Source organism: Mesorhizobium sp. L103C105A0, assembly GCF_000502215.1.
GTDB lineage: Bacteria > Pseudomonadota > Alphaproteobacteria > Rhizobiales > Rhizobiaceae > Mesorhizobium.
In genome coordinates, this window is the sequence record NZ_AYXF01000003.1 from 200430 (window position 1) to 222988 (window position 22559).

Sequence of the window (22559 nt, forward strand, 5' to 3'; positions counted from 1 at the left end):
TTTGGCCATAACGCATTTCGCCGCCGCAAGGGCAAAAGCCTGCGATGGACCGTTTTCCAAGCAAAGAGCGTATCAGGAGGCAGGCGGACGCATCAGCGGGTAGCCACCCGCCGGGCGCGATAGTCGCCAGGCGTTTCGCCCATGACGCGCCGGAAACGGCGGTTGAACGTCGACAAATCGTTGAAACCGGCCTCGAAGGCGATTGCCGAGATGGCATCGCCTGACATGCGCAGCCGCACCGCCGCGCGGTGCAGCCGGGTTCTCAGCAGAAACTGATAGGGCGTCATGCCGGCGACCTGCCGGAAGGTGCGCAGGAAATGATACGGGCTGGTCGCCGTCGCGCAGGCAAGCTCGGAAAGCGAGACCGGCCTGTCGGCATTGAGCTCGATCTGCCGCACCGCCTCGGCAACCCGTTTCTGGTCGCGGCGGCTCGGCGGTCGAACGCCAGGCACCGCATCGCTGGCCACAGGCAGTGCTGCGCCGGCAACTGCCAGTGCTGCGCCCGCAATTCGCAGGCCAAGCTCTTCAAAGGCGTCGATGTCGACCATCTCGCGCGCCGCTTCCGCCTCGGCCAGCAGCGATGCCAGGGCCGGCAAGGGCGGCATATGCGGCACGCCGAAGGCGAGCTTGCTCGCGCCGGGCACGTCGCTGGCGATGCGGTCGAGATAGGCCGGAGCGAAGTGGAAGGACAGGCAACGGTCGCCGGCGCCATGCTCATGCCCGCATTCATAGCAGGCGCCGACATTGCCGAGCAGGATCGCGCCCGGCGCCAGCATGGCGGCGCCTTGCCTGGTGCGGTAGCGGAAGGTGCCGCTGGTGACAGCGGCAACGCAGAAGGTGTCGTGCGCCTCCTCGAACGGGCGGTCGCCGGCGCCGGCCGTGCAAAGCACGTCACAGACATACCAACCCTGCCCCGATGCCAGGTTTTGTTCGCTCGTCGTCATGGCTTGAAAGATAGCAATTTTTCCCAAGCGCGACACCCTGCCGGGGCCTATCGCTTGCAGCCTCCTGACACAACGAAGGCAGCAAGTATGATCGGTACATCCTCCTTTGCCGAAGCGCTCCACAGCGACGGCCCCAACCCCGGCCTGGCTGAAAAGCTGGATCTCTACGGCCGCTTCGTCGGCGCCTGGACGTTCGATGCCACGCGCCATCTCGAGGACGGCACGGTTCTCACCGGACGCGGCGAGGTGCATTTCGGCTGGGTCCTGGAAGGCAGGGCGATCCAGGACGTATGGATCCTGCCCGCGCGGGATGCCGGCCCCTCGCCCTCGCTCGGCAAATGGACTTTCTATGGCACAACGCTGCGGGCCTATGATCCCGGCTCGGATGCCTGGCACATCTTCTGGAGCGACCCGCGCAACCAATACTACAGCCGCCAGCTTGGTCGCGCCGAAGGCGACACGATTGTGCAGGTCGGCGCCGACGGCACTGGTTCCTCGGTCCGCTGGAGCTTTTCGCGCATCACCAAGGACAGCTTCCGCTGGCTCGGCGAGCGTTCGCACGACGATGGCAAGACATGGCGTCTCGAAGTCGAGTTCCTGGCGCGCCGCGTCGCCCAGGACTGATGACGCAACATATTGCAAAAAAGGTGAAAAAACATGCTTGACCATGTCTCGATCGGCGTCCGCGACACCAATTTTTCGAAGCCCTTCTACGATGCCGCGCTAAAGCCGCTCGGTTATTCCTGCCTCGGCCAGTCGCCAGGCTCACTGGGTTATGGTGCGCAAGCCGTCGCGCTGTGGGTGAACGACGCGGAGCGGCCAGTGCCATCGGACGAGAAGTTCGGTCTGCATTTCTGCTTTAGCGCGCCGACGAGGCAGAGTGTCGTCGCCTTCCATGCCGCCGCCTTGCGTGCAGGCGGCAGCGACAATGGCGCGCCGGGCCTGCGCGCCGACTATGGCGAGGACTATTACGCTGCCTTCATCGTCGATCCCGACGGCTATCGCCTGGAGGCCTATTGCAACGCTGCCGCCTAACATAGCCGGCGTCTCCGGTATCGGCATCTCAGACGGTTCCCACCGGGCAGGCTTTGCTCTACCACTATCGTGGCGCAGGGGTCCGGCCCGGCGGGAGGGGTCAGCGATGCCGAGTTTCGACAGCCTGTTCAACGCCTTCGTCACCATTCTGGTGACCATCGACCCGCCAGGTCTCGCGCCGCTCTTCCTCGCGGTGACACGCGGCATGAACCGCGAGGAACGTCAGCAGGTTTCGGTGCGCGCCTCGATCATCGGCTTCCTGGTGATGGCGCTGTTTGCGGTGGCCGGGGCGTCCATCCTGTCGGTGTTCGGCATCACGCTGCCGGCTTTCCGCGTCGCCGGCGGGTTTTTGCTGTTCTTCATCGCGTTCGAAATGGTGTTCGAGCGCCGCCAGGACCGCAAGGAGAAGATCGGCGACGTCGCCATCACCAAGGACATGATCCACAACATCGCGGCCTTCCCGCTGGCGATCCCGCTGATCGCCGGCCCCGGTGCGATTTCGGCGACCGTGCTACTGTCGGGCTCGTTTCAGGGTTTTGCAGCACAAGCGGCGCTGGTCGGCATCATCTTCGTCTGCCTTGCCATCACCTATCTGGTGTTCGTGCTGTCGGAGCGCATCGACCGCATCCTCGGCCAGACCGGCCGCTCGATCCTGACCCGCCTGCTCGGCGTCATCCTGGCCGCGCTTGCGGTTCAGTTCGTCGCGGATGGCATCAAGGCGCTGATGGCGGGGTAAACGGCAGCCCCTGCTCCCTGCTCCCTGCTCCCTGCTCCCTACTCCACCGCCGTATCGACGACCTCGAAATCGTGGGTGATGACAGCCGTCTTGGCCAGCATGGCCGAGGCCGAGCAGTATTTCTCGATCGACAGGTTGATGGCGCGCTGGACCTTGTCGTGCGACAGCGCGTGGCCCGTGACGATGAAATGCATGTGGATGCGGGTGAAGACTTTCGGGTCGGTTTCGGCCCGGTCGGCGTCGAGTTCGACAACACAGTCCTCGATCGCCTCGCGGCCTTTTTCGAGGATGTGAACGACATCATAGGCCGAGCAGCCGCCGGTGCCGATCAGCACCAGTTCCATCGGGCTCGGACCCGGCGTCTTGCCTTCCGGCCCGGAGGCGGTTCCCAGCACAACCTTGTGGCCGCTGCCGGACTCGCCGACGAAGGTGCGCTCCTCGACCCATTTGATCCGGGCTTTCACGGCAATCTTCCTTTCAGAAAGCGTCACTGGCCGAAGACGACCGTGTGCATGATCCGCCCCGGCAGCAGCGTGAACACGCCGGCGCCGATCAGGGCGAAAACATACAGCGATATCATGACCCTGCGATGTTTGGCGACCCGATGCATATGCGCGTGCCAGACCGCAAGCGGCACGGCGATCAACACTAAAATCGACAAGAGATGGATCGGGCTGAACGGACCGACGAGGCGTATCTGCTGGATCCAGAAACTGGAGACGGCGACGACCAGCATCAGCGCCGCCCAGGCATAGCCGACGACACGATGACGCGTCGTGCCTTTCGGCAGCGCCAGTTGCGTAGCGCCAACGGCCAGCGCGGCAAGGGCCGCGAAGGCGTGCCATGGAATGGGAGGGCGCGCCGATAGAAGCGGTCCGAGCGACACCGCACCCTCTCCTCAGATATCGCCGACTATCGTCAGCTCAGAACGGGATTTCGTCGTCCAGTTCGCGCGACGAGCCGCCGCCACCGCCGCCCTTGGAACCGCCGCCACCGCTGTTGCCGCCGCGGTTGAAGCTCTCATTGGGGCCAGACTGGCCGAAATCCGAGCCACGGCTCGCGCCGCCGCCGCCGGCATAGTTGCCGACCTGACCGCCGCCCTCGCCGCGAGAATCGAGCATCTGCAGCTCGCCGCGGAATTTCTGCAGCACGACTTCGGTCGTGTACTTGTCGGCGCCGGTCTGGTCTTGCCATTTGCGTGTCTGTAGCTGGCCTTCGACGTAAACCTTCATGCCCTTCTTCAGGTACTGCTCGGCGACCTTGGCGATCTGGTCATTGAAAATGACCACGTTGTGCCATTCGGTCTTTTCCTTGCGCTCGCCGGAGTTCTTGTCGCGCCAGCTTTCCGACGTGGCGATGCGGATGTTGACGACCGGATCACCGGAATTCAGGCGGCGGATTTCAGGGTCCGCGCCGAGGTTACCGACCAGAATGACCTTGTTGACGCTACCCGCCATGACACTTCTCCGTGCTCATCCGAAACAAATTTCAAGTCGTTCACCTTACAGGCCGCGCACAATCCTGGCTTGCCGCGGCTGGCTTTTCCCACAAGGTTTTTGTTCCCTTTTCGTTCCTATACTGTTAACCACGGATTGTCAAGGAATGGCAGCAATCGCCGACGCGGGCGCGTGGATTTAGCTGACACGTAGCGGCGAGAAGCGGTGTCGTCAGCGCCGATTTTTCGCTGGTCGCAACGGACCGAAAAAGCCGCTCCACTCCATGCCCATGGCATGGGCGCGCTGTGCGATCACGGTTGGCGCCGACATCAGCCCGACTGCAGGTTCAGATTTCAGAGCCGGGTCATTCAGCAATTTCCCGATCGCGCGCCCGTGCCACCACACCTGAGCGACGAGCGCCGCTACCACCGCGATCAGGCCCCAGGTCCCCAATCCTTCGCCGAAGATGTAAATCCCGTATGGCGGCGATAGCGCCGTACCCAGCTTGGCCAACAAGATCACGGCCACGAAACCGATGACGGCGATGGCGCCTATACCGAGGACGAGGCGGCGATAGAGCCTCAGAGCCTCGTTGAGGTTCTCGGCGGACGAAAGATCGACGTTGGAATTCATAAATACTACTCCTGCCTCGCCATGAGCGGCCCATCTTGTTCCCCATGGATTAGAGGCCCGGCAGGATCCAATCAATACGGGGCATTCAAAACACCCCTTGCCAAATCGATAAGTATCGACTTATGCTTTTGCCATGATCGAAGCAGAGATTTTTCGCGCCCTGGCCGACCCGACGCGACGCGCCGTCTATGAGCGGCTGACTTCCGGCGAGATGAGCGTTTCGGAGTTGCGCACCGGCATGAGCGTGTCGCAGCCGGCGGTGTCGCAGCACCTTGCCGTGCTGCGCGGCGCAGGCCTGGTCAGCGAAAGACGTGCCGGCCGCAACGCCTACTACCGCGCCGATCCGCAAGGGCTCGAGCCGCTGCTCGGCTGGATCGAACGCTACCGCGCATTCTGGCCGGAGCGCATCGAAAGACTGAAGGCCGTTTTGAAGGACATGGACCAATGACCGACGAAAAGCAGACGCAGACCGCCAAGGATGCCCTCGCCTTCGAATGCGATCTGCCGGACGCACCGGAAAAAGTGTGGCGGGCACTGACCGTGCCGGACCTCTTGGCGGAATGGATGATGCCGAACGACATCAATCCGGAAACCGGCAGCCGCTTTGCCTTTGCCGGGCCTGAGAAGCCGATCGAGTGCGAAGTGCTCGATGCCGAGCCGGGGCGCCTGCTGCGCTATTCCTGGCGCGAGCGTTCCGGCGACGCCAACCGCGAGGAGCTGGAGAGCATCGTCACCTTCACACTCGCCCGCACCGTTTCCGGCGGCACGCATCTGCGCATCGTCCATGACGGGTTTGTCCTGACGCCTGCGGTCGCGATGGCCGGCGCCGGCTGCCGGCTCTGGCTGCGCGCATACAAGCCCAAACCGCCTGTCGCCGCCAACGCGCCACGCCTGTTGCTGCGCGCTGCCTGACCCGGAAAAATCAAAACGGAGACAATGAGATGAGCGGCTTTGCCAATCTGGTGCCGATGGTGATCGAGCAATCGAGCCGCGGCGAACGTGCCTTCGACATTTTCTCGCGGCTGCTGCGCGAGCGCATCATCTTCGTCAATGGCGAGATCAATGACGGCATGTCGGCGCTGGTCTGCGCCCAGCTCCTGTCGCTGGAATCGGACAATCCCGACAAGGAGATCTCGCTCTACATCAACTCGCCGGGCGGCGTGGTGACCAGCGGCTTCGCCATCTACGACACGATGCAATATGTCAGCTGCCCGGTGTCGACCGTGTGCATGGGCTTTGCCGCGTCGATGGCCTCCTTCCTGCTGATGGCGGGAACGCCGGGGCGGCGCATCGCGCTGCCCAATGCCAGCATCGTGCTGCACCAGCCTCTGGGCGGCTTCCAGGGCCAGGCCTCCGACATCCAGCGCCATGCCGAAGGCATTTTGCGCACCAAGCGGCACATGGCCGACCTCTACGCTCACCATTGCGGCCGCACCCACGAAGAGGTCGAACGCACGCTCGACCGCGATTTCTTCATGACCGCGAAGGAGGCCAAGGACTGGGGCCTCGTCGACCACGTCTTCGACACCCGCAAGCAGGCAGCGGCCTGATCGGCGGATTGAATGCAGGCCGGTGTTCCCTCAATTTCAACGCCGCTGGTCTGGCCTCGCCTTGAGCGCGGCACTATAGTCTTGCCATGCGCTACCACCTGAACAGACTGACCATAGCCATTGCCATCACGGCGGCGACATCGAGCATGGCCTTTGCCGGGGGCAGCACCAGCACGTCGCGGAAAGGCGCCCTGCCCGGCGTGGCCGGCGACTACCGCATCGCCAAGCCCGCGCCGCAGCCGGAGCCGGACGACGCGCTGCCTGCCGTCGAGAACGGCACGTTCAAGATCGGCGACACCGATGTCAGGATTTCCGGCAGCATCACTGTCGATGTCGGCACGGGTGGGATCAAGCCGCCGCGCCGGTAGCCCCTTCTCCCAGCTACTATACGGGAGAGAAAGCCTGCGCCGACGACTTCCTCGCAAAAGAACAGCCCCGCCGTTGCTTCCGCTAACGGTCGGGGCTTTTTTTGGATTCCAAATCCAAACTGCCGGTAGTGTTATACCGACTTTGATTTCGGATGCTTCGCGGCATTCAGCCGACGATCCGACTAGCCGTCTCTGATTTTTGTGGGATTCGGCAGGTCACGGTTTGTCTGGTGGTTTGTTGGACTGACGCGATGCGTTCGTTTGGACGCATACACTCCAATGCCTTGAAACTACCTGGCACTTATGCCCGCCGCGGCTCCACTAGCAGGTGGAGCCTCAAGGGACTATCCGGTGGCGTCATGCTCCGCTCCTATGTCCGTTGCGACTGGTGTCAATCCGAAGCACAAATCGCAGAAACCTGCGGCGTCTCGCAGGCCGCTATGGGCGGCGAGGCCATCAAAGACGGCCGGCTCCGTTGACTCCGGCAGAGTGCGCCCCTGATTCGACGGCGTCAACCTTGAATAGCCGGTTACGGAAAATGTGATCGTCAGGAGCTTACGTCAGGGTCAGTTTCTGAAACACCCTTGTCAGTTTCTGCACAGCTTTGTCAGGAGCGTGTTCGGTCTTTGTTCTTTCCGCTTGCCCGTTCGCGCGAAAGACGGTTAAACGGCTTTGGTCGAGAAGTGTGGCGTCTCTCGACGTGGCGGCAAAAATACCTACATAGGGAATGGCCGGGAAAACCCGCCGATCCCACTGACACCAGACCTGAGGCGGCGACCGGCGATGGCCGACCATAAATACCTTTCCATTCGCGGGGCACGCGAACACAACCTAAAGAATGTCGATCTCGACCTGCCGCGTGACAGCCTGATCGTCATGACCGGCCTGTCGGGCTCCGGCAAATCGTCGCTTGCTTTCGACACCATCTATGCCGAGGGCCAGCGCCGTTACGTCGAGAGCCTGTCGGCTTATGCGCGCCAGTTCCTCGAAATGATGCAGAAGCCGGATGTCGACCAGATCGACGGCCTGTCGCCGGCCATCTCGATCGAGCAGAAGACCACGTCGAAGAACCCGCGTTCGACGGTCGGCACCGTCACCGAGATCTACGACTACATGCGCTTGCTGTTCGCGCGCGTCGGCATCCCCTATTCGCCGGCGACCGGCCTGCCGATCGAGAGCCAGACGGTTTCACAGATGGTCGACCGGGTGCTGGCGGTCGAGGAAGGCACGCGCCTTTTCCTGCTGGCGCCGATCGTGCGCGGCCGCAAGGGTGAGTATCGCAAGGAACTGCTGGAGCTGCAGAAGAAGGGCTTTCAGCGCGTCAAGGTCGACGGCGTCTTCTATGAGATCGCCGATGTGCCGGCGTTGGACAAGAAGTACAAGCACGACATCGATGTCGTCGTCGACCGCATCGTCGTGCGCGGCGACCTGGCGACACGGCTTGCCGATTCCATCGAAACGGCGCTCAAGCTGGCGGAAGGGCTGGCGGTGGCCGAGTTCGCCGACCGGCCGCTCGACGCCAGCCAGACCGGCGAGGACTCGGTCAACAAATCGAAGAACGAGACGCATGAGCGCATCCTGTTCTCGGAAAAATTCGCCTGCCCGGTTTCCGGCTTCACCATTCCGGAGATCGAGCCCCGGCTGTTCTCGTTCAACAACCCGTTCGGCGCCTGCCCGACCTGCGACGGCCTCGGCAACCAGCGCGCCATCGACGCCAGCCTGATCGTGCCGGACGAAAACGTCTCGCTGCGCGACGGCGCCGTCAGCCCGTGGGCGAAGTCGACCTCACCCTATTACGCCCAGACGCTGGAAGCGCTGGGCAAAGCCTATGGCTTCAAGCTCGGCGACAAGTTCAAAGACCTGACCGAAGAGGCAAAGGATGCCGTCCTGCGTGGCACCGGCGAGCGCGAGGTCACCTTCCAGTATGATGACGGCCTGCGCTCCTACAAGACGACCAAGACGTTCGAGGGCGTCATTCCCAATCTCGAACGGCGCTGGAAGGAAACCGAATCCGCCTGGATGCGCGAGGAGATCGAGCGCTTCATGTCGGCGACGCCCTGCCCGGTCTGCAAGGGTTACCGGCTGAAGCCGGAAGCGCTGGCGGTGAAGATCGCCGGCAAGCATATCGGCGAAGTCACAGAGCTGTCGATCCGCAAGGCCGACCAGTGGTTCACCGAACTGCCGCCACATCTCAACGACCAGCAGAACGAGATCGCGGTGCGCGTTCTCAAGGAAATCCGTGACCGCCTGCGCTTCCTCAACGATGTCGGCCTCGACTATCTGACGCTGTCGCGCAATTCCGGCACGCTGTCGGGCGGCGAGAGCCAGCGCATAAGGCTGGCGTCGCAGATCGGCTCCGGCCTCACCGGCGTGCTCTATGTGCTGGACGAGCCGTCGATCGGCCTGCACCAGCGCGACAATGCCCGCCTGCTCGACACGCTCAAGCATCTGCGCGACATCGGCAACACGGTGATCGTCGTCGAGCATGACGAGGACGCCATCCTGCATGCCGATTATGTCGTCGACATGGGTCCGGCCGCCGGCATTCATGGCGGCGAGATCATCGCCCAGGGCACGCCGCAGCAGGTGATGGCCAATCCCAACTCGATCACCGGTAAATATCTGTCGGGCGCGCTCGAAGTCGCCACGCCCGGTGTCAGGCGCGAGGCCAAGAAAAACCGCCGGCTGAAGATCGTCGGCGCGCGCGGCAACAATCTCAAGAACGTCACTGCCGAAATCCCGCTCGGCACCTTCACCGCCGTCACCGGCGTGTCTGGCGGCGGCAAATCGACCTTCCTGATCGAGACGCTGTTCAAGGCGGCGTCGCGCCGCATCATGGGCTCGCGCGAGCATCCGGCCGATCACGACCGCATCGAGGGCCTCGAATTCCTCGACAAGGTCATCGACATCGACCAGTCGCCGATCGGCCGCACACCGCGTTCGAACCCGGCCACCTACACCGGCGCCTTCACACCGATCCGCGACTGGTTTGCCGGGTTGCCCGAGGCCAAGGCCCGCGGCTATCAGCCGGGCCGCTTCTCCTTCAACGTGAAGGGCGGCCGCTGCGAGGCCTGCCAGGGCGACGGCGTCATCAAGATCGAGATGCACTTCCTGCCCGACGTCTACGTCACGTGCGACGTCTGCCACGGCAAGCGCTACAACCGCGAGACGCTCGACGTCCTGTTCAAGGGCAAGTCGATCGCCGACGTCCTGGACATGACGGTCGAGGAAGGCGTCGATTTCTTTGCCGCCGTGCCCGGGGTGCGCGACAAGCTGGAGACGCTGAAGCAGGTCGGCCTCGGCTACATCCATATCGGCCAGCAGGCGACGACGCTGTCGGGCGGCGAGGCGCAGCGCATCAAGCTCGCCAAGGAATTGTCGCGCAAGGCGACCGGCAAGACGCTCTACATCCTCGACGAGCCGACCACCGGCCTGCACTTTCACGACGTCGCCAAGTTGCTGGAAGTGCTTCACGAACTGGTCGACCAGGGCAACACGGTGGTGGTCATCGAGCACAATCTCGAAGTCATCAAGACCGCCGACTGGGTGCTCGACCTCGGCCCCGAAGGCGGCGATGGCGGTGGCGAACTGGTGGCACAGGGCACACCGGAAGCCATCGTGCGCGAAAAGCGCAGCTACACCGGCCAGTTCCTGAAGGAGCTTTTGGAGCGGCGGCCCGGAGGCAAGCGCGAAGCGGCGGAGTAACTGACAGACCGGTCGGGCGCCTGGAGAGCTTTGAATGACAGTCCGACAGGCGCTTGCCGGTGATCTCGACGCAGTCGTCTCGCTGACGCAGACCGCCTATGAGCACTACACGCCCTTGTTCGGCGCGCCGCCGATCCCAGTCACCGAGGACTATGCGCCACGCATCGAGCGTGGCGAGGTCTGGCTCTTGGAGAGCGGCGCGGAACTCGCCGGGCTGATCGTTATTGAGCGCCACCCCGATCATGCGATGATCTTCAGCGTCGCGGTCTCCCCCCCTTTTCAGGGGAGGAAACTCGGTACCGCGCTGCTCGACTTCGCCCAGGAACAGGCGGGGCTATGGGGTGTGCCGGAGGTGCGGCTCTACACCAATTCGCGCATGGAGCGGAACATCGAGATCTATACGGCCTATGGCTTCCACGAAACGGGCCGCCGAGCCAATCCCCACCGTCCCGGATGGATCGTGGTCGACATGATCAAACCGGTTGGAAAAATAGCCTGACCGCATTTTTAGAACTGGGAGGAAGACGATGATCAGCCAAGGAACAATCCGCGCCGGGATGGGCGGCTGGACTTTCGAACCCTGGGATACGTCCTTCTACCCGGACAAGCTTTCCAAGGCCAAACAGCTGAGTTACGCCACCCGCCAGGTACCGAGCATCGAGGTCAACGGCACCTACTATTCCAGCTTCAAGGAGCCGACCTTCGTCAAATGGGCGAGCGAGGCGCCGGACGGTTTCGTCTATTCGCTGAAGGGCAATCGCTTCGTCACCAACCGCCGCGTGCTTGGCGAAGCCGGCGAGTCCATGACGCGCTTCCTCGGCTCCGGCGTTGCCGCGCTGGGCGACAAGCTGGGCCCGATCCTGTGGCAGTTCGCGCCGACGAAAAAGTTCGACGCCGACGATTTCGAGGCCTTCCTGAAGCTGCTGCCGGAAAAGCAGGATGGCGTGGCGCTGCGCCATGCGCTGGAAGTGCGCAACGACAGTTTCAGCGTGCCGGAATTTGTGGGCCTGGCGCGCAAATACAAGGCGGCAATCGTCTATGCCGACCATGCCAAATATCCTGGTATCGCCGACATCACCGGCGATTTTATCTATGCGCGGCTGCAGACCGGCAGCGACGACAATCCGGATTGCTATACGCCGAATGGCCTGGACGAATGGGCAGCGCGGGTGAAGACCTGGGCGCAAGGCAAGCAGCCGGCCGATCTGCGGCGCGCCGATCCGACTTTCGACGCGCCGGTGAAACCGCGCGATGTGTTCGTCTACTTCATCACCGAGGGCAAGGTGCGCGCGCCGTTCGGCGCCATGGCGCTGATGAAGCGGGTGAGCTGATCGGTTAAAGCGCGTCGCGCTGAAACGGATTCATACGACGCGATTTAAGTCTTTGTCTTGATGCATGCCGTTGTCCCAGAACCGCGGCACACTTCTGGGCGACATGCATTAGGAGCAATTCCAGGAAAAGTGTGGAACGGTTTTCCCGGGAAAGCGGTCAGCGCTTTCCCTTGAAAAGGGTTTCAACCCAGAATTGCTACGATGAACCGAAGCGTGATAGCTTATGCGCATCGTAACCTTATCGATACCTCCATCCTGCATAAATCCGGTGCGGGTCCTTTCTAGAGGCCGGCCGCCGCGCGCAAGGACGAGGGCATGTCGCTCGACTACAGTTCCCTTCTGTTGGCTGTCGGGTTTTCCGCCGCTTGCCTCGGCCTGACGCTGTTCGGCATTTGGCTTACCGCGCGCTCGGAAAAATTCCTGCTGACCTGGGCGGTCAGCGTGCTTCTGATCGTCGCCGACGTCTTCGCCTACCAGGCCTATATCGACGCGCCCGGACGCCTGCTCGGCCTCGCCAGCTTCACGTTCCTGCTGCTCGGCTTCGCGACCATGCTGGGCGCGGCCCATCAGTTCACGACCGGCCGCTCGCCATTGCCGCGCATCGCTGTCGGCGCCGGCGTCTCGCTGGCAGTCGCCTTGCCGCCGATGGCGCTTGGCTATGACGGGCTGGGCTTCATGCTGGAGAATGCCTTCGCCGCGCTGCTTTTGTTTGCGACGGCCTATGAATACTGGAAGGGTCGTACGGAATTCCCGGCCCCGATCCTCGGCATTGCAGGGCTCTACACCGCCACCGCAATTTCCTTCGTGCTGTGCTCCGGTGCACTTGTCTGGGATGGCAGGCTGGTGCTTGGCCATGCGCCGAGCAACTGGGCCGAGGATTTCAGCCTCATCGTCGTCATCGCCTGCATGACCGGCATCGGCGCGCTCTCGCTGGCGCTCAACCAGGGACGCCTGGCGCAGCATCATCGCCGCGAAGCGCTGACCGATCCGCTGACCGGACTGCTCAACCGGCGCGCTTTGTTCGACCTGCACGGCAAAACACCGGTCCGGTCCTTCACCGCCGTGATCGTGTTCGATCTCGACGGCTTCAAGGCCATAAATGACGAGTTCGGCCATGCCACCGGCGACGAGGTGCTGAAACTATTCGCCAAGGATTTGACCGCCAATCTCCAGCCAGGCGATGTCGCCGCGCGCATGGGCGGAGAGGAATTTGCATTGGTGCTCGATCGCACCTTGCCTGAAAAGGTGGAATTCATAGCCGAGCGCATCCGGGCCAGTTTTGCCATGCGCCGGATCGATACCGAGACCCGCCTGCTCTCCTGCACGGTCAGCGCCGGCTACGCCTTCGGCAGCGAGGGCGGCACCAAATTCGACAAGGTGCTCAGCGCCGCCGACAAGGCGCTTTACGGCGCCAAGCGCGGCGGCCGCAACCGTGTGCTCGCCTTCCGGCGCGCCGGGTAGGCTGGGCTGATATTCAGCCGGCCTGAACCTCACCACACGTAAAACAACACTCCAAAGCGCGTCGCATGAGGCCGTTCAGGCGCGACGCGCTTTTAGGCCGCTATGACGATCTCGTTGTAAGTGTCGAGGTCGACGTAGAAAACCTTGGTGATTTCGCCGATCAGCTCATCCTGCTGGTAGCCTTGCGAGCGCAGAATGTTGATGGCGGTGATGATGTCGACACGCTCTGTCAGCCGTCGTTTCTGGTGGTCCTCGACGAACCGTTCCATAGCCCTATTCTCCTGGCAAGATTATCTGAACGCATTGACCGACAATCAGAACTGCGAGGGAAGCTAGGGTGGCTTGCTTGCGTGGAACTTGCAGGCTGAGCCAGCATATTCCCTCGATCTGCTACAGAACCAGACTGATACGGAAGCGGCCGACTCACCGAGGCCTAGGAAAGACTAGCATGCAGTATTCGGCGTGCCAGAGGTGGCGACCTCGGACGAAAGTCCGACGCAACGGGCGCGGACCTTCGCGACTTCATCATCCTTGGGCGTAGCGACGCGAAGCGGAGCGAAGACCCAGGGATCCATGCCGGGACGAAGAAGCGTCATTAACGGTGCAGAATGTGGAATGGCCAATGTGCCGCAGAAGCGATCTTGTTCTGCATCGCGGCACTCTTTGGCTGATGTCGCGGCATGGATTCTGGGGTCTGCGCGCGTCGCTCCGCTCCTTGGCTCCGCCCTAGAATGACGAAGTGATTGTGGGCATTTCAGCCAATCTTCGACGTGTACGATCCGTGCAGCCGTCGACCTGCGTTAAACCGTCAGAAACTTCCTGACGTCCGCCCGGTCGAGATCTTCGGCCGGGCCGGTGTGGACGATCTGGCCGCGGTCCATGATGTTGACCTCGTCAGCGAGCTCGCGGCAGAAATCCAGATATTGCTCGACCAGCAGAACGGCGATACCGGCCTGGTCGCGCAGATAGCGGATGGCGCGGCCGATGTCCTTGATGATCGAGGGCTGGATGCCTTCGGTCGGCTCGTCGAGCACCAGCAGTTTCGGCCGCATGACGAGCGCCCGGCCGATGGCGAGCTGCTGCTGCTGGCCGCCTGAGAGATCGCCGCCGCGGCGCCCCACCATCTGCTTCAGCACCGGAAACAGTTCGAAGACATGCGCCGGCACGTTGCGGTCGGCGCGCTTCAAGGGCGCAAAGCCGGACTCCAGGTTTTCGCGCACCGTCAGCAGCGGAAAGATCTCCCTGCCCTGCGGTACGAATGCGATGCCCGACCGGGCGCGATCATACGCCGCGCTCCGGTCGAGCGCCTTCCCCTCGAAGGCAACGCTTCCGCTCGTCAGCCGGTGGTGGCCGACGATCGATCTCATCAAACTGGTCTTGCCGACGCCGTTGCGGCCGAGCACGCAGGTGATCTTGCCGGCACCCGCCGTCAGCGACACACCGCGCAACGCCTGAGCAGCGCCGTAATGGAGCGTGGCGTTGGAAACTTCGAGCATGTCAGCGCCTTCTCCAGAAGCGGAGGAACGAAAAGTCGAAGCGATGGAATTGCACCCGCCAGACCATGCTCATCTCCCGAGATAAACTTCGACGACCCGCTCGTCGGCCGAGACGAAATCGAGCGAGCCTTCCGACAGCACCGAGCCCTCATGCAGGCAGGTGACCTTGACGCCGAGTTCGCGCACGAAATGCATGTCGTGCTCGACGACGATGACCGAATGCTCGCGCGCTATGTCCTTGAGCAGCCGCGCGGTTTCCTCGGTCTCGGCATCGGTCATCCCTGCGACCGGCTCGTCAACCAAAAGCAGCTTCGGGTCCTGCGCCAGCAGCATGCCGATCTCCAGCCACTGTTTCTGGCCATGGCTGAGATTGGCTGCCAGATCGTGGCGCTTGTCGCCCAGCCGGATGATGCCGAGGATGTCGTCGATCTGTCTGGCTTCGCCGGCCGAGCGGCGATGGAACAGCGCCGGAAAGATCGAGCGCGGGCCCTTCAGCGCCAGCATCAGATTGTCTTCGACGCTGTGGCTTTCGAAGACGGTCGGCTTCTGGAATTTGCGGCCGATGCCCATCATGGCGATCTCCGCCTCGTCGTGCCGGGTCAGATCGACCTGGCCGTCGAAGAACACTTCGCCCTCGTCGGGCCGGGTCTTGCCGGTGACGATGTCCATCATCGTCGTCTTGCCGGCGCCGTTGGGACCGATGACGGCGCGCATCTCGCCCTTGTCGAGCACCAGCGACAGATTGTTGATGGCGCGGAAACCGTCGAAGGAGACCGAGACGCCGTCGAGATAGAGGATGGTGTTGGACTTCGACATCGCTCTATTCCGCCGGCTGCGGTTCGGGCCCGGACGCGGACCAGGCACCGGGCGTTGTTGCTGCGCTGCGCACGATCTTCGATGGCGGCGGGGCATCAGGGTCTGTGCCCGCTTCCTCTGCAATCGCTGCAGCCCGCATCGCCCGAGCGTTACCGCGCCAGGAATCCCACATGCCGACGATGCCCTTGGGCAGGAACAGGGTTACGGCGACGAACAGGCCGCCGAGCGCAAACAGCCAGAACTCCGGCAGCAGGCCGGTGAACCAGGATTTGCCGGCGTTGACCAGCAGCGCGCCGACGATCGGGCCGACAATGGTGCCGCGCCCACCGACGGCTGCCCAGATCACGACTTCGATGGAATTGGACGGCTCGAATTCGCCGGGATTGATGATACCGACCTGCGGCACATAGAGCGCGCCGGCGATGCCGGCCATGACAGCCGAGACGCTGAAGGCAAACAGCTTCACGTTCTCCGCCCGCCAGCCGAGGAAGCGGGTGCGGCTCTCGGCGTCGCGCACCGCCATCAGCAGCTTGCCGTATTTGGAGCCGACGATCGCCCAGGTGATGAAGACGGCGAGCGCGAGTATGATGGCGCTGGCGGCAAACAGGGCCGAGCGGGTGGCGTCGGCCTGCACGTTGAAGCCCAGAATATCCTTGAAATCGGTCAAGCCGTTGTTGCCGCCGAAACCCATGTCGTTGCGGAAGAAGGCGAGCAGCAGCGCGTAGGTCATCGCCTGGGTGATGATGGAGAGATAGACGCCGGTGACGCGGCTGCGGAAGGCGAACCAGCCGAAGACGAAGGCGAGCAGGCCGGGCACCGCCAGCACCATGATGGCGGCGAACCAGAAGTGGTCGAAACCGGTCCAGAACCAGGGCAATTCCTTGTAGTTCAGGAACACCATGAAATCGGGCAGGATCGGATTGCCGTAAACGCCGCGCGAGCCGATCTGGCGCATGAGGTACATGCCCATCGCATAGCCGCCGAGGGCGAAGAAGGCGCCATGGCCGAGCGAGAGGATGCCGCAATAGCCCCAGACGAGATCGAGCGCCAAGGCAAGCAATGCATAGCAGAGGTACTTGCCCGTCAACGCGACGATGTAGGACGGAATATAGAACGCGCTTTGCGGCGACACTGCGAGGTTGAGCAGCGGCACGATAATGGCGGCCGTCAGCAGGATGAAAATAGTGATGGCGATGCGACGGTCGGCACCCGCGGCGAAGAAGCGTCCCGTGATCATGTTTCCACCGCCCTGCCCTTGAGCGCGAACAGGCCGCGCGGGCGCTTCTGGATGAACAGGATGATCAGCACCAGTACGACGATCTTGCCGAGCACCGCGCCAGCATAGGGTTCGAGAACCTTGTTGACGATGCCGAGCGAGAAGGCGCCGACCAGCGTGCCCCAGAGATTGCCGACGCCGCCGAAGACCACGACCATGAAGCTGTCGATGATGTAGCCGCGGCCGAGATTGGGCGAGACATTGTCGATCTGGCTGAGCGCGACGCCGGCAATGCCGGCAATGCCGGAGCCGAGCGCAAAGGTCAGCGCATCGACCCAAGGCGTCCTGATGCCCATCGAGGCGGCCATGCGGCGGTTGGCGGTGACGGCGCGCATCTGCAGGCCCCAGGGCGTGCGCTTCATAACAAAGAGCAGCACGCCGAAGACGGTGAGCGCGAAGACCAGGATCCAGAGGCGGTTCCAGGTGACGGCGAGTTGGCCGACATCGAACGATCCCGACATCCAGGAGGGGTTGCCGACCTCCTGGTTGGTCGGTCCGAAGATCGAGCGCACCGCCTGCTGCATGACAAGCGAGACGCCCCAGGTTGCGAGCAGCGTTTCCAGCGGCCGGCCGTAGAGGAAACGGATGACGCCGCGCTCGATGATCAGGCCGACGGAAGCGGCAACCAGGAAGGCGAGCGGCAGCGCGATCACCAGCGACCAGTCGAACAGGCCGGGGAATGAGGTTCGGATCACCTGCTGGACGACGAAGGTGGTGTAGGCGCCGAGCATCACCATCTCGCCATGCGCCATGTTGATGACGCCCATGACGCCGAAGGTGATGGCGAGGCCGATGGCGGCCAGCAGCAGCACCGAGCCAAGCGAGATGCCGTACCATATGTTCTGGCCGGCATCCCACAGCGCCAGGCTCGAATTGATGCTGGCGATTGCCGCCGTCGCGGCATCCTTGACCGCGCCTTGCGCATTGGCCTCGACCGCGGTGAGCAGCGAGACCGCGTCGCGGTCGCCGCGCGCGCCGATCAGGGCAATGGCGGCAAGCTTGTCGGCCTCCGGCTTGTCGGAGACCAGCACCGATGCCGCGCGCGCCTGTTCGAACAATGCCTTGACCTTGGCGTCGGTCTCGGCGGCAATGGCTGCATCGAGCGGCTCGATATTGGCGGCATCGGGGGTCTTGAACATGGTGTCGGCGGCGGCGATGCGAACAGAAGGATCTTTCGCGCGCAACGTCAGCGTTCCCAGCGCATCGCGGATGACGCGGCGCAGCGTGTTGTTGACCTTGATCTTCGTGATGTCGGCCTTGGCGGCATCGCCGGCTTTCTCGCCGCTCAGCGGGTCGAGCAGGGTGACGCTGTCGCCGGCCTCAGCGCCGACGAAAACCATGGAATCGGCTTTGCGGATGTAGAGGTTGCCCTCGGCAAGCGCGGCAAGCGGTCGTTCGACCAGCGGATCGCCGGTGGCGGCAAGCTCGCGCACCACGGCCTCCGTGGCGGAAAAGCCGGTGCCGGTGGCGAATTTGGCGACGATGGCGCGCAGATCGGCTTCGGCTGCGTTCGACGGCAAAAGACTTGCCACCAGGAACACCAGCATGAGGCCGAGAGTGCGCGACAGGATCATCCGTTCAGATACTTTCCGAGAGGGTGGAATTTGGCGTCCGGGCGGGCTGAAGCGCCCGGACGCTTGGCGGTACCGATCGTGGACGCGTCCACGATCGGTCAGTCCCGGGAGGGATCAGTTCGTGCCCTTGCCGCCGCATTTGCCGGTGGCAACGTTGAAGTTGCCGCAGGACAGAGGCGCGCGCCAATCCGAAATCAGGTCCTTGGAATCGGGCAGATAGTCGGACCATTCGTCGCCCATCACGAGGCCGGGCGTCTGCGACACGGTCTCGAACTGGCCGTCGGCCTGGATCTCGCCGATCAGCACCGGCTTGGTGATGTGATGGTTCGGCATCATGGTCGAATAGCCGCCGGTGAGGTTCGGCACGGACACGCCGACCATGGCGTCGATGACCTTGTCGGGATCGGTAGTGCCAGCCTTTTCGACCGCCTTCACCCACATGTTGAAGCCGATATAGTGAGCTTCCATCGGGTCGTTGGTGGTGCGCTTGTCATTCTTGATGAACTTGTGCCAGTCGGCGATGAACTTCTTGTTTTCGGGTGTGTCGACGCTCTCGAAATAGTTCCAGGCAGCGAGATGGCCGACCAGCGGCGCGGTATCGAGACCGGCCAGTTCTTCCTCACCGACCGAAAAGGCCATGACCGGGATGTCCTCGGCCTTGATGCCCTGGTTGCCGAGTTCCTTGTAGAACGGAACGTTGGCGTCGCCATTGACGGTCGAGACGACGGCGGTCTTCTTGCCGGCCGAGCCGAATTTCTTGATTGCGGAGACTTCGGTCTGCCAGTCGGAGAAGCCGAACGGCGTGTAGTTGACCATGATGTCTTCGGCGGCGACGCCCTTGGCCTTCAGATAGGCCTCGAGGATTTTGTTGGTGGTTCGGGGATAGACGTAGTCGGTGCCTTCCAGCACCCAGCGCTTCACCGAGCCACCGTCCTCGCTCATGAGATAATCGACGGCAGGAATCGCCTGCTGGTTCGGGGCGGCGCCGGTGTAGAACACGTTGCGCTCGCTTTCCTCGCCCTCATACTGGACGGGGTAGAACAGGATGTTGTCGAGTTCCGAGAACACCGGCAACACCGATTTGCGCGACACCGAGGTCCAGCAGCCGAACACGGCGGCGACCTTGTCCTTCGAGATCAGCTCGCGCGCCTTTTCGGCGAAGAGCGGCCAGTTGGAGGCCGGATCGACAACGACCGCCTCGAGCTTCTTGCCGAGCAGACCGCCCTTGGCATTCTGCTCTTCGATGAGCATCAGCATGGCGTCTTTCAGCGTCGTCTCCGAAATCGCCATGGTCCCCGACAGCGAATGCAGAATGCCGACCTTGATCGTGTCTTCGGCGGCCTTGGCCGGAGACGACATCGACAGGCCGGCGGCGATCACGCCCGCCGAAAACATTTTTGTTATTGTGGAGAAATTACCCCTCATACCGAAGACTCCCAAGCTGTTTGATTGCACCGCGACAATGCAAAGCAACTGCCGTGCCAAACGCGAAGGCGCCGCTCATAAAGATGGAATAGCCGAGCGTTATCAGCCGGTTGGTATATTAGCCTGGAGAAACAACAAAGGCAGCCGGTAAAAATTGATTGAGGCAAATTTGCGCAGCGCACACGACTTTTGCCTAATTTTCGCCCAATTGAGACAAATGCCTAGTTTTTGATCTCCGGCCGTGGTTTCCGGGCGAACAATGTTGCGGCACCGCGCAAAAATAGGGCAAGCTCGCCCTTCAAAAGAGAGACGTCATGACATCTCGCATCTCACGCATTTCCTGCATCCTGCTGCTGATGGCAACGAGCGGCGCCGCGCGCGCCGATTTCAGCGAGGGCAAGCTTCCGGACGGCACCTATCATTGCGAGGTCTACCTGCTCGGCGCCTTCCTCAACCTCGGCGACATCACCATCAAGGGCAATGTCTATACCGGCCCGGTGACATTCGGCACCGGGACGCAAGGCTACAACTATCAGATGAATGCCAATGGCGAGATAACCTGGCTCGGGCCGCTGGGCGGCTATACCACCGGTGGCAACTCCGTCTCCATGACACAGGCAACACTGGACGGCGAGACCGCCCCGTCATTCGACATCATTCTGAAGCAGCCCGACGGCGCCTTCACCGCCTCGACCTGCACCAAGGGCTGAGCGATGCGTAGTGCCGCGCCCAGTTGCGGCAAAACCTTCCTCCTATGTCATGTGAATGTTGCCTAAGCAGACTAGGGCAACGGTGCGCCGTAACATCCACCCTGAGAGGCAGACACCATGGCCAATACACCGTCTTCATCCTCCCCCGTCATCCGCGAAATCATTGCCGAGCGCGTCTCGCGCCGGTCTCTTTTGAAAGGCAGCCTCGCCTCCGGCGCGCTGATTGCCGGCGGCAGCTTTGTCGGCTCCTTGTTTGCCGGCGAAACGCATGCCGCCGCAGCGCAGTCGACGCTCGGCTTTCCCGAGCTGAAGCGGGTCTACGACAAGACCCATGCCGCCGCCGAAGGCTATGAGACGACCATCGTCGCGCGCTGGGGCGATCCGCTTGCAGCTGGCCTCGCCGAATTCGACGGCAACAAGGTCGCGGCGGAGGAACAGGAAAAGCGCTTCGGCTACAATTGCGACTACATCGCCTTCATGCCGCTGCCGAAGGGCACGGTGAATTCTGATCATGGCCTGCTCTGCGTCAACAACGAATACATCTCGCCCAATGTGATGTTTCCGGGGATGACCGAGGGCGATGCCGGCAAGACGATGACCAAGGAACAGGTCGATCTCGGCATGGCCGCGATGGGCCATTCGATCGTCGAGGTGCAATTGAAGGACGGCAAGTGGGAAACCGTAGCCGACAGTCCGCTGAACCGCCGCATCACCGCCAACACCGAAATGACCGTTTCCGGACCGGTTGCCGGCCATGCGCTGATGAAGACCTCGGCCGACGCGACTGGCACCAAAGTGCTCGGCACCAGCTACAACTGCAGCGGCGGTTTCACCCCCTGGGGTACGGTGCTGACCTGCGAGGAAGGCGTGTCCGACATTTTCGGCGGCGACCCGAAAAAGGCGCCGACTGCCGACCTGCTCGACCGTTACGGCTTCGACGGCTCCGACATCTATGGCCGCGGCCGCTTCCATGACCGCTTCAACCTCGACAAGGAACCGAACGAGGCCAACCGCTTCGACTGGGTGGTCGAGATCGACCCTTACGATCCTCAGTCCAGGCCGGTGAAGCGCACGGCACTTGGCCGCATGTCGCATGAGGCCTCGACCGTGGTCCTCAACAAGGACGGCCGCGTTGTCGTCTATATGGGTGACGACGACTATTTCGAATATATGTACCGCTTCGTCTCGGCCAAGGCCTATGACAAGGCCAACCCGGCCTCCGGCGCCGATCTGCTCGACGATGGCGTGCTGTCGGTCGCCCGCTTCGATGCCGATGGCTCGATGACGTGGCTGCCGTTGGTGCACGGCCAGGGCAAGCTTACCGTCGAGAACGGTTTTGCCGACCAGGCCGAGGTGCTGTTGAAGACGCGGTTTGCGGCAGATGCGCTCGGCGCCACGCCGATGGACCGGCCCGAGGACATCGAGACCAATCCGGTGACCGGCCGCGTCTATGCGGTGATGACCAAGAACAAGAAGCGCGACCAGTCAAAGGTCAATCCGGCCAACACGCGGCCGGAAAATCTCTGGGGCCATATTGTCGAACTGATCCCGCCCGGCGGCCGCGGCGCGGACGCCGACCACACGGCCGAAAACTATGCCTGGGACCTGTTCGTGCTCTGCGGCAATCCCAGGGATGCCAAGGTCGGCGCCACCTTCCATCCGGATACGTCGGACAATGGCTGGTTCGTCTGCCCCGACAACATCACCTTCGATCCGGCCGGGCGGCTGTGGGTGGCGACGGACGGCGCCAATGATTTCGACCTGCCGGACGGCGTCTATGGCGTCGACACCGAAGGTGCGGCGCGCGGCCTGCCGAAGCTGCTGTTCACCTGCCCGCACGGCGCCGAAGCGACCGGCCCGTGCTTCACGCCGGACGGCTCGACTTTGTTCCTGTCGGTGCAGCACCCTGCGGAAGATGCAGAGACGCTCGACAAGGCGCAGACGCTGTGGCCCGACTTCAGGGATGGCCAATTGCCGCGGCCGTCCGTCGTCGCCATCCGCCGCAAGGACGGACAGCCGGTCGGCGCATAGTGTCCTAGGGAAAAGGGCGGAACGCGCCATGC

Annotated in this window: 24 protein-coding genes; 13 read left to right on the plus strand and 11 right to left on the minus strand. The window is 62.8% G+C overall.

From position 1 onward, the window contains the following. Positions 1-92 precede the first annotated feature (92 nt). Positions 93-944, minus strand: a complete 852-nt coding sequence (locus tag X727_RS153150) for an AraC family transcriptional regulator (protein WP_023834134.1) — start codon at positions 942-944, stop codon at positions 93-95. Positions 945-1031: 87 nt separating this feature from the next. On the opposite strand from X727_RS153150, the gene X727_RS153145 reads away from it, so the two are divergent. From X727_RS153145 to X727_RS153135, 3 genes are all read left to right on the plus strand, one after another. After that, positions 1032-1568 (plus strand): hypothetical protein, encoded by a 537-nt coding sequence (locus X727_RS153145; RefSeq protein ID WP_023806039.1) that lies wholly within the window; start codon positions 1032-1034, stop codon positions 1566-1568. A 33-nt stretch (positions 1569-1601) separates the two neighbouring features. Next, positions 1602-1979 carry a VOC family protein gene (locus tag X727_RS153140; RefSeq protein ID WP_023834135.1) on the plus strand — a complete coding sequence of 126 codons (378 nt, stop codon included), beginning with the start codon at positions 1602-1604 and terminating at the stop codon, positions 1977-1979. 106 nt (positions 1980-2085) lie between these two features. Then, positions 2086-2715 carry a MarC family protein gene (locus X727_RS153135; protein ID WP_023670949.1) on the plus strand — a complete coding sequence of 210 codons (630 nt, stop codon included), beginning with the start codon at positions 2086-2088 and terminating at the stop codon, positions 2713-2715. A gap of 38 nt (positions 2716-2753) precedes the next feature. On the opposite strand, the gene X727_RS153130 is transcribed toward X727_RS153135, so the two are convergent. The 4 genes from X727_RS153130 to X727_RS153115 all read right to left on the minus strand — a co-directional run bounded on the left by X727_RS153130 (position 2754) and on the right by X727_RS153115 (position 4784). After that, the gene (locus tag X727_RS153130; protein WP_023748736.1) at positions 2754-3179 is read right to left on the minus strand and encodes an OsmC family protein; all 426 of its coding nucleotides are present in this window, start codon (positions 3177-3179) and stop codon (positions 2754-2756) included. Positions 3180-3202: 23 nt separating this feature from the next. Next, complete coding sequence (locus X727_RS153125) at positions 3203-3601, minus strand: DUF2306 domain-containing protein (protein WP_023834136.1); 399 nt, start codon at positions 3599-3601, stop codon at positions 3203-3205. Positions 3602-3638: 37 nt separating this feature from the next. Next, positions 3639-4172, minus strand: a complete 534-nt coding sequence (gene ssb, locus X727_RS153120) for a single-stranded DNA-binding protein (protein ID WP_023670946.1) — start codon at positions 4170-4172, stop codon at positions 3639-3641. Between the two features lie 210 nt (positions 4173-4382). After that, on the minus strand, positions 4383-4784 hold the full coding sequence (locus X727_RS153115) for a hypothetical protein (protein ID WP_023834137.1): 402 nt from the start codon (positions 4782-4784) through the stop codon (positions 4383-4385). Between the two features lie 133 nt (positions 4785-4917). Between X727_RS153115 and X727_RS153110 the strand changes: the two genes are divergently transcribed. The 8 genes from X727_RS153110 (at position 4918) to X727_RS153075 (ending at position 13199) form a co-directional block, all read left to right on the plus strand. Further along, entirely contained in the window at positions 4918-5232 is a 315-nt protein-coding gene (locus X727_RS153110; protein WP_023670944.1) for a metalloregulator ArsR/SmtB family transcription factor, read from the plus strand. Beyond that, a complete protein-coding gene (locus X727_RS153105; protein ID WP_023696505.1) occupies positions 5229-5696 on the plus strand; it encodes an SRPBCC domain-containing protein in 468 nt (155 codons plus the stop codon). The genes X727_RS153110 and X727_RS153105 overlap by 4 nt, the downstream gene beginning before the upstream one ends. Before the next feature lie 29 nt (positions 5697-5725). Further along, a complete protein-coding gene (locus tag X727_RS153100; protein ID WP_023684630.1) occupies positions 5726-6334 on the plus strand; it encodes an ATP-dependent Clp protease proteolytic subunit in 609 nt (202 codons plus the stop codon). Positions 6335-6480: 146 nt separating this feature from the next. After that, positions 6481-6702 carry a hypothetical protein gene (locus X727_RS153095; RefSeq protein ID WP_245261915.1) on the plus strand — a complete coding sequence of 74 codons (222 nt, stop codon included), beginning with the start codon at positions 6481-6483 and terminating at the stop codon, positions 6700-6702. Between the two features lie 783 nt (positions 6703-7485). Then, positions 7486-10407, plus strand: a complete 2922-nt coding sequence (gene uvrA, locus X727_RS153090) for an excinuclease ABC subunit UvrA (protein WP_023693385.1) — start codon at positions 7486-7488, stop codon at positions 10405-10407. Between the two features lie 34 nt (positions 10408-10441). Beyond that, complete coding sequence (locus X727_RS153085; protein ID WP_023834138.1) at positions 10442-10906, plus strand: N-acetyltransferase; 465 nt, start codon at positions 10442-10444, stop codon at positions 10904-10906. 28 nt (positions 10907-10934) lie between these two features. Continuing rightward, a complete protein-coding gene (locus X727_RS153080) occupies positions 10935-11738 on the plus strand; it encodes a DUF72 domain-containing protein (RefSeq protein WP_023834139.1) in 804 nt (267 codons plus the stop codon). A 315-nt stretch (positions 11739-12053) separates the two neighbouring features. Next, on the plus strand, positions 12054-13199 hold the full coding sequence (locus X727_RS153075; RefSeq protein ID WP_023670937.1) for a GGDEF domain-containing protein: 1146 nt from the start codon (positions 12054-12056) through the stop codon (positions 13197-13199). Positions 13200-13291: 92 nt separating this feature from the next. Here X727_RS153075 and X727_RS1000000166340 read toward each other — a convergent pair whose 3' ends face one another. From X727_RS1000000166340 to urtA, 6 genes are all read right to left on the minus strand, one after another. Continuing rightward, a complete protein-coding gene (locus X727_RS1000000166340) occupies positions 13292-13468 on the minus strand; it encodes a hypothetical protein (protein WP_023670936.1) in 177 nt (58 codons plus the stop codon). A 531-nt stretch (positions 13469-13999) separates the two neighbouring features. Next, positions 14000-14695, minus strand: coding sequence for an urea ABC transporter ATP-binding subunit UrtE (gene urtE, locus X727_RS153070; RefSeq protein WP_023670935.1), 696 nt, complete (start codon positions 14693-14695; stop codon positions 14000-14002). Between the two features lie 69 nt (positions 14696-14764). Next, positions 14765-15511 (minus strand): urea ABC transporter ATP-binding protein UrtD, encoded by a 747-nt coding sequence (gene urtD, locus X727_RS153065; RefSeq protein ID WP_023684623.1) that lies wholly within the window; start codon positions 15509-15511, stop codon positions 14765-14767. 4 nt (positions 15512-15515) lie between these two features. Further along, on the minus strand, positions 15516-16748 hold the full coding sequence (urtC, locus tag X727_RS153060; RefSeq protein ID WP_023746152.1) for an urea ABC transporter permease subunit UrtC: 1233 nt from the start codon (positions 16746-16748) through the stop codon (positions 15516-15518). Beyond that, complete coding sequence (gene urtB / locus X727_RS153055; protein WP_023746151.1) at positions 16745-18361, minus strand: urea ABC transporter permease subunit UrtB; 1617 nt, start codon at positions 18359-18361, stop codon at positions 16745-16747. The genes urtC and urtB overlap by 4 nt, the downstream gene beginning before the upstream one ends. Positions 18362-18475: 114 nt before the next feature. Further along, positions 18476-19786: an urea ABC transporter substrate-binding protein gene (urtA, locus tag X727_RS153050; RefSeq protein ID WP_023684621.1), complete on the minus strand. Its 1311-nt coding sequence runs from the start codon at positions 19784-19786 to the stop codon at positions 18476-18478. A gap of 314 nt (positions 19787-20100) precedes the next feature. Between urtA and X727_RS153045 the strand changes: the two genes are divergently transcribed. Both X727_RS153045 and X727_RS153040 read left to right on the plus strand, forming a co-directional pair. Continuing rightward, positions 20101-20496 (plus strand): hypothetical protein, encoded by a 396-nt coding sequence (locus tag X727_RS153045; RefSeq protein WP_023746149.1) that lies wholly within the window; start codon positions 20101-20103, stop codon positions 20494-20496. Positions 20497-20613: 117 nt separating this feature from the next. After that, the gene (locus X727_RS153040; protein ID WP_023746148.1) at positions 20614-22527 is read left to right on the plus strand and encodes a PhoX family phosphatase; all 1914 of its coding nucleotides are present in this window, start codon (positions 20614-20616) and stop codon (positions 22525-22527) included. Positions 22528-22559: the final 32 nt, after the last annotated feature.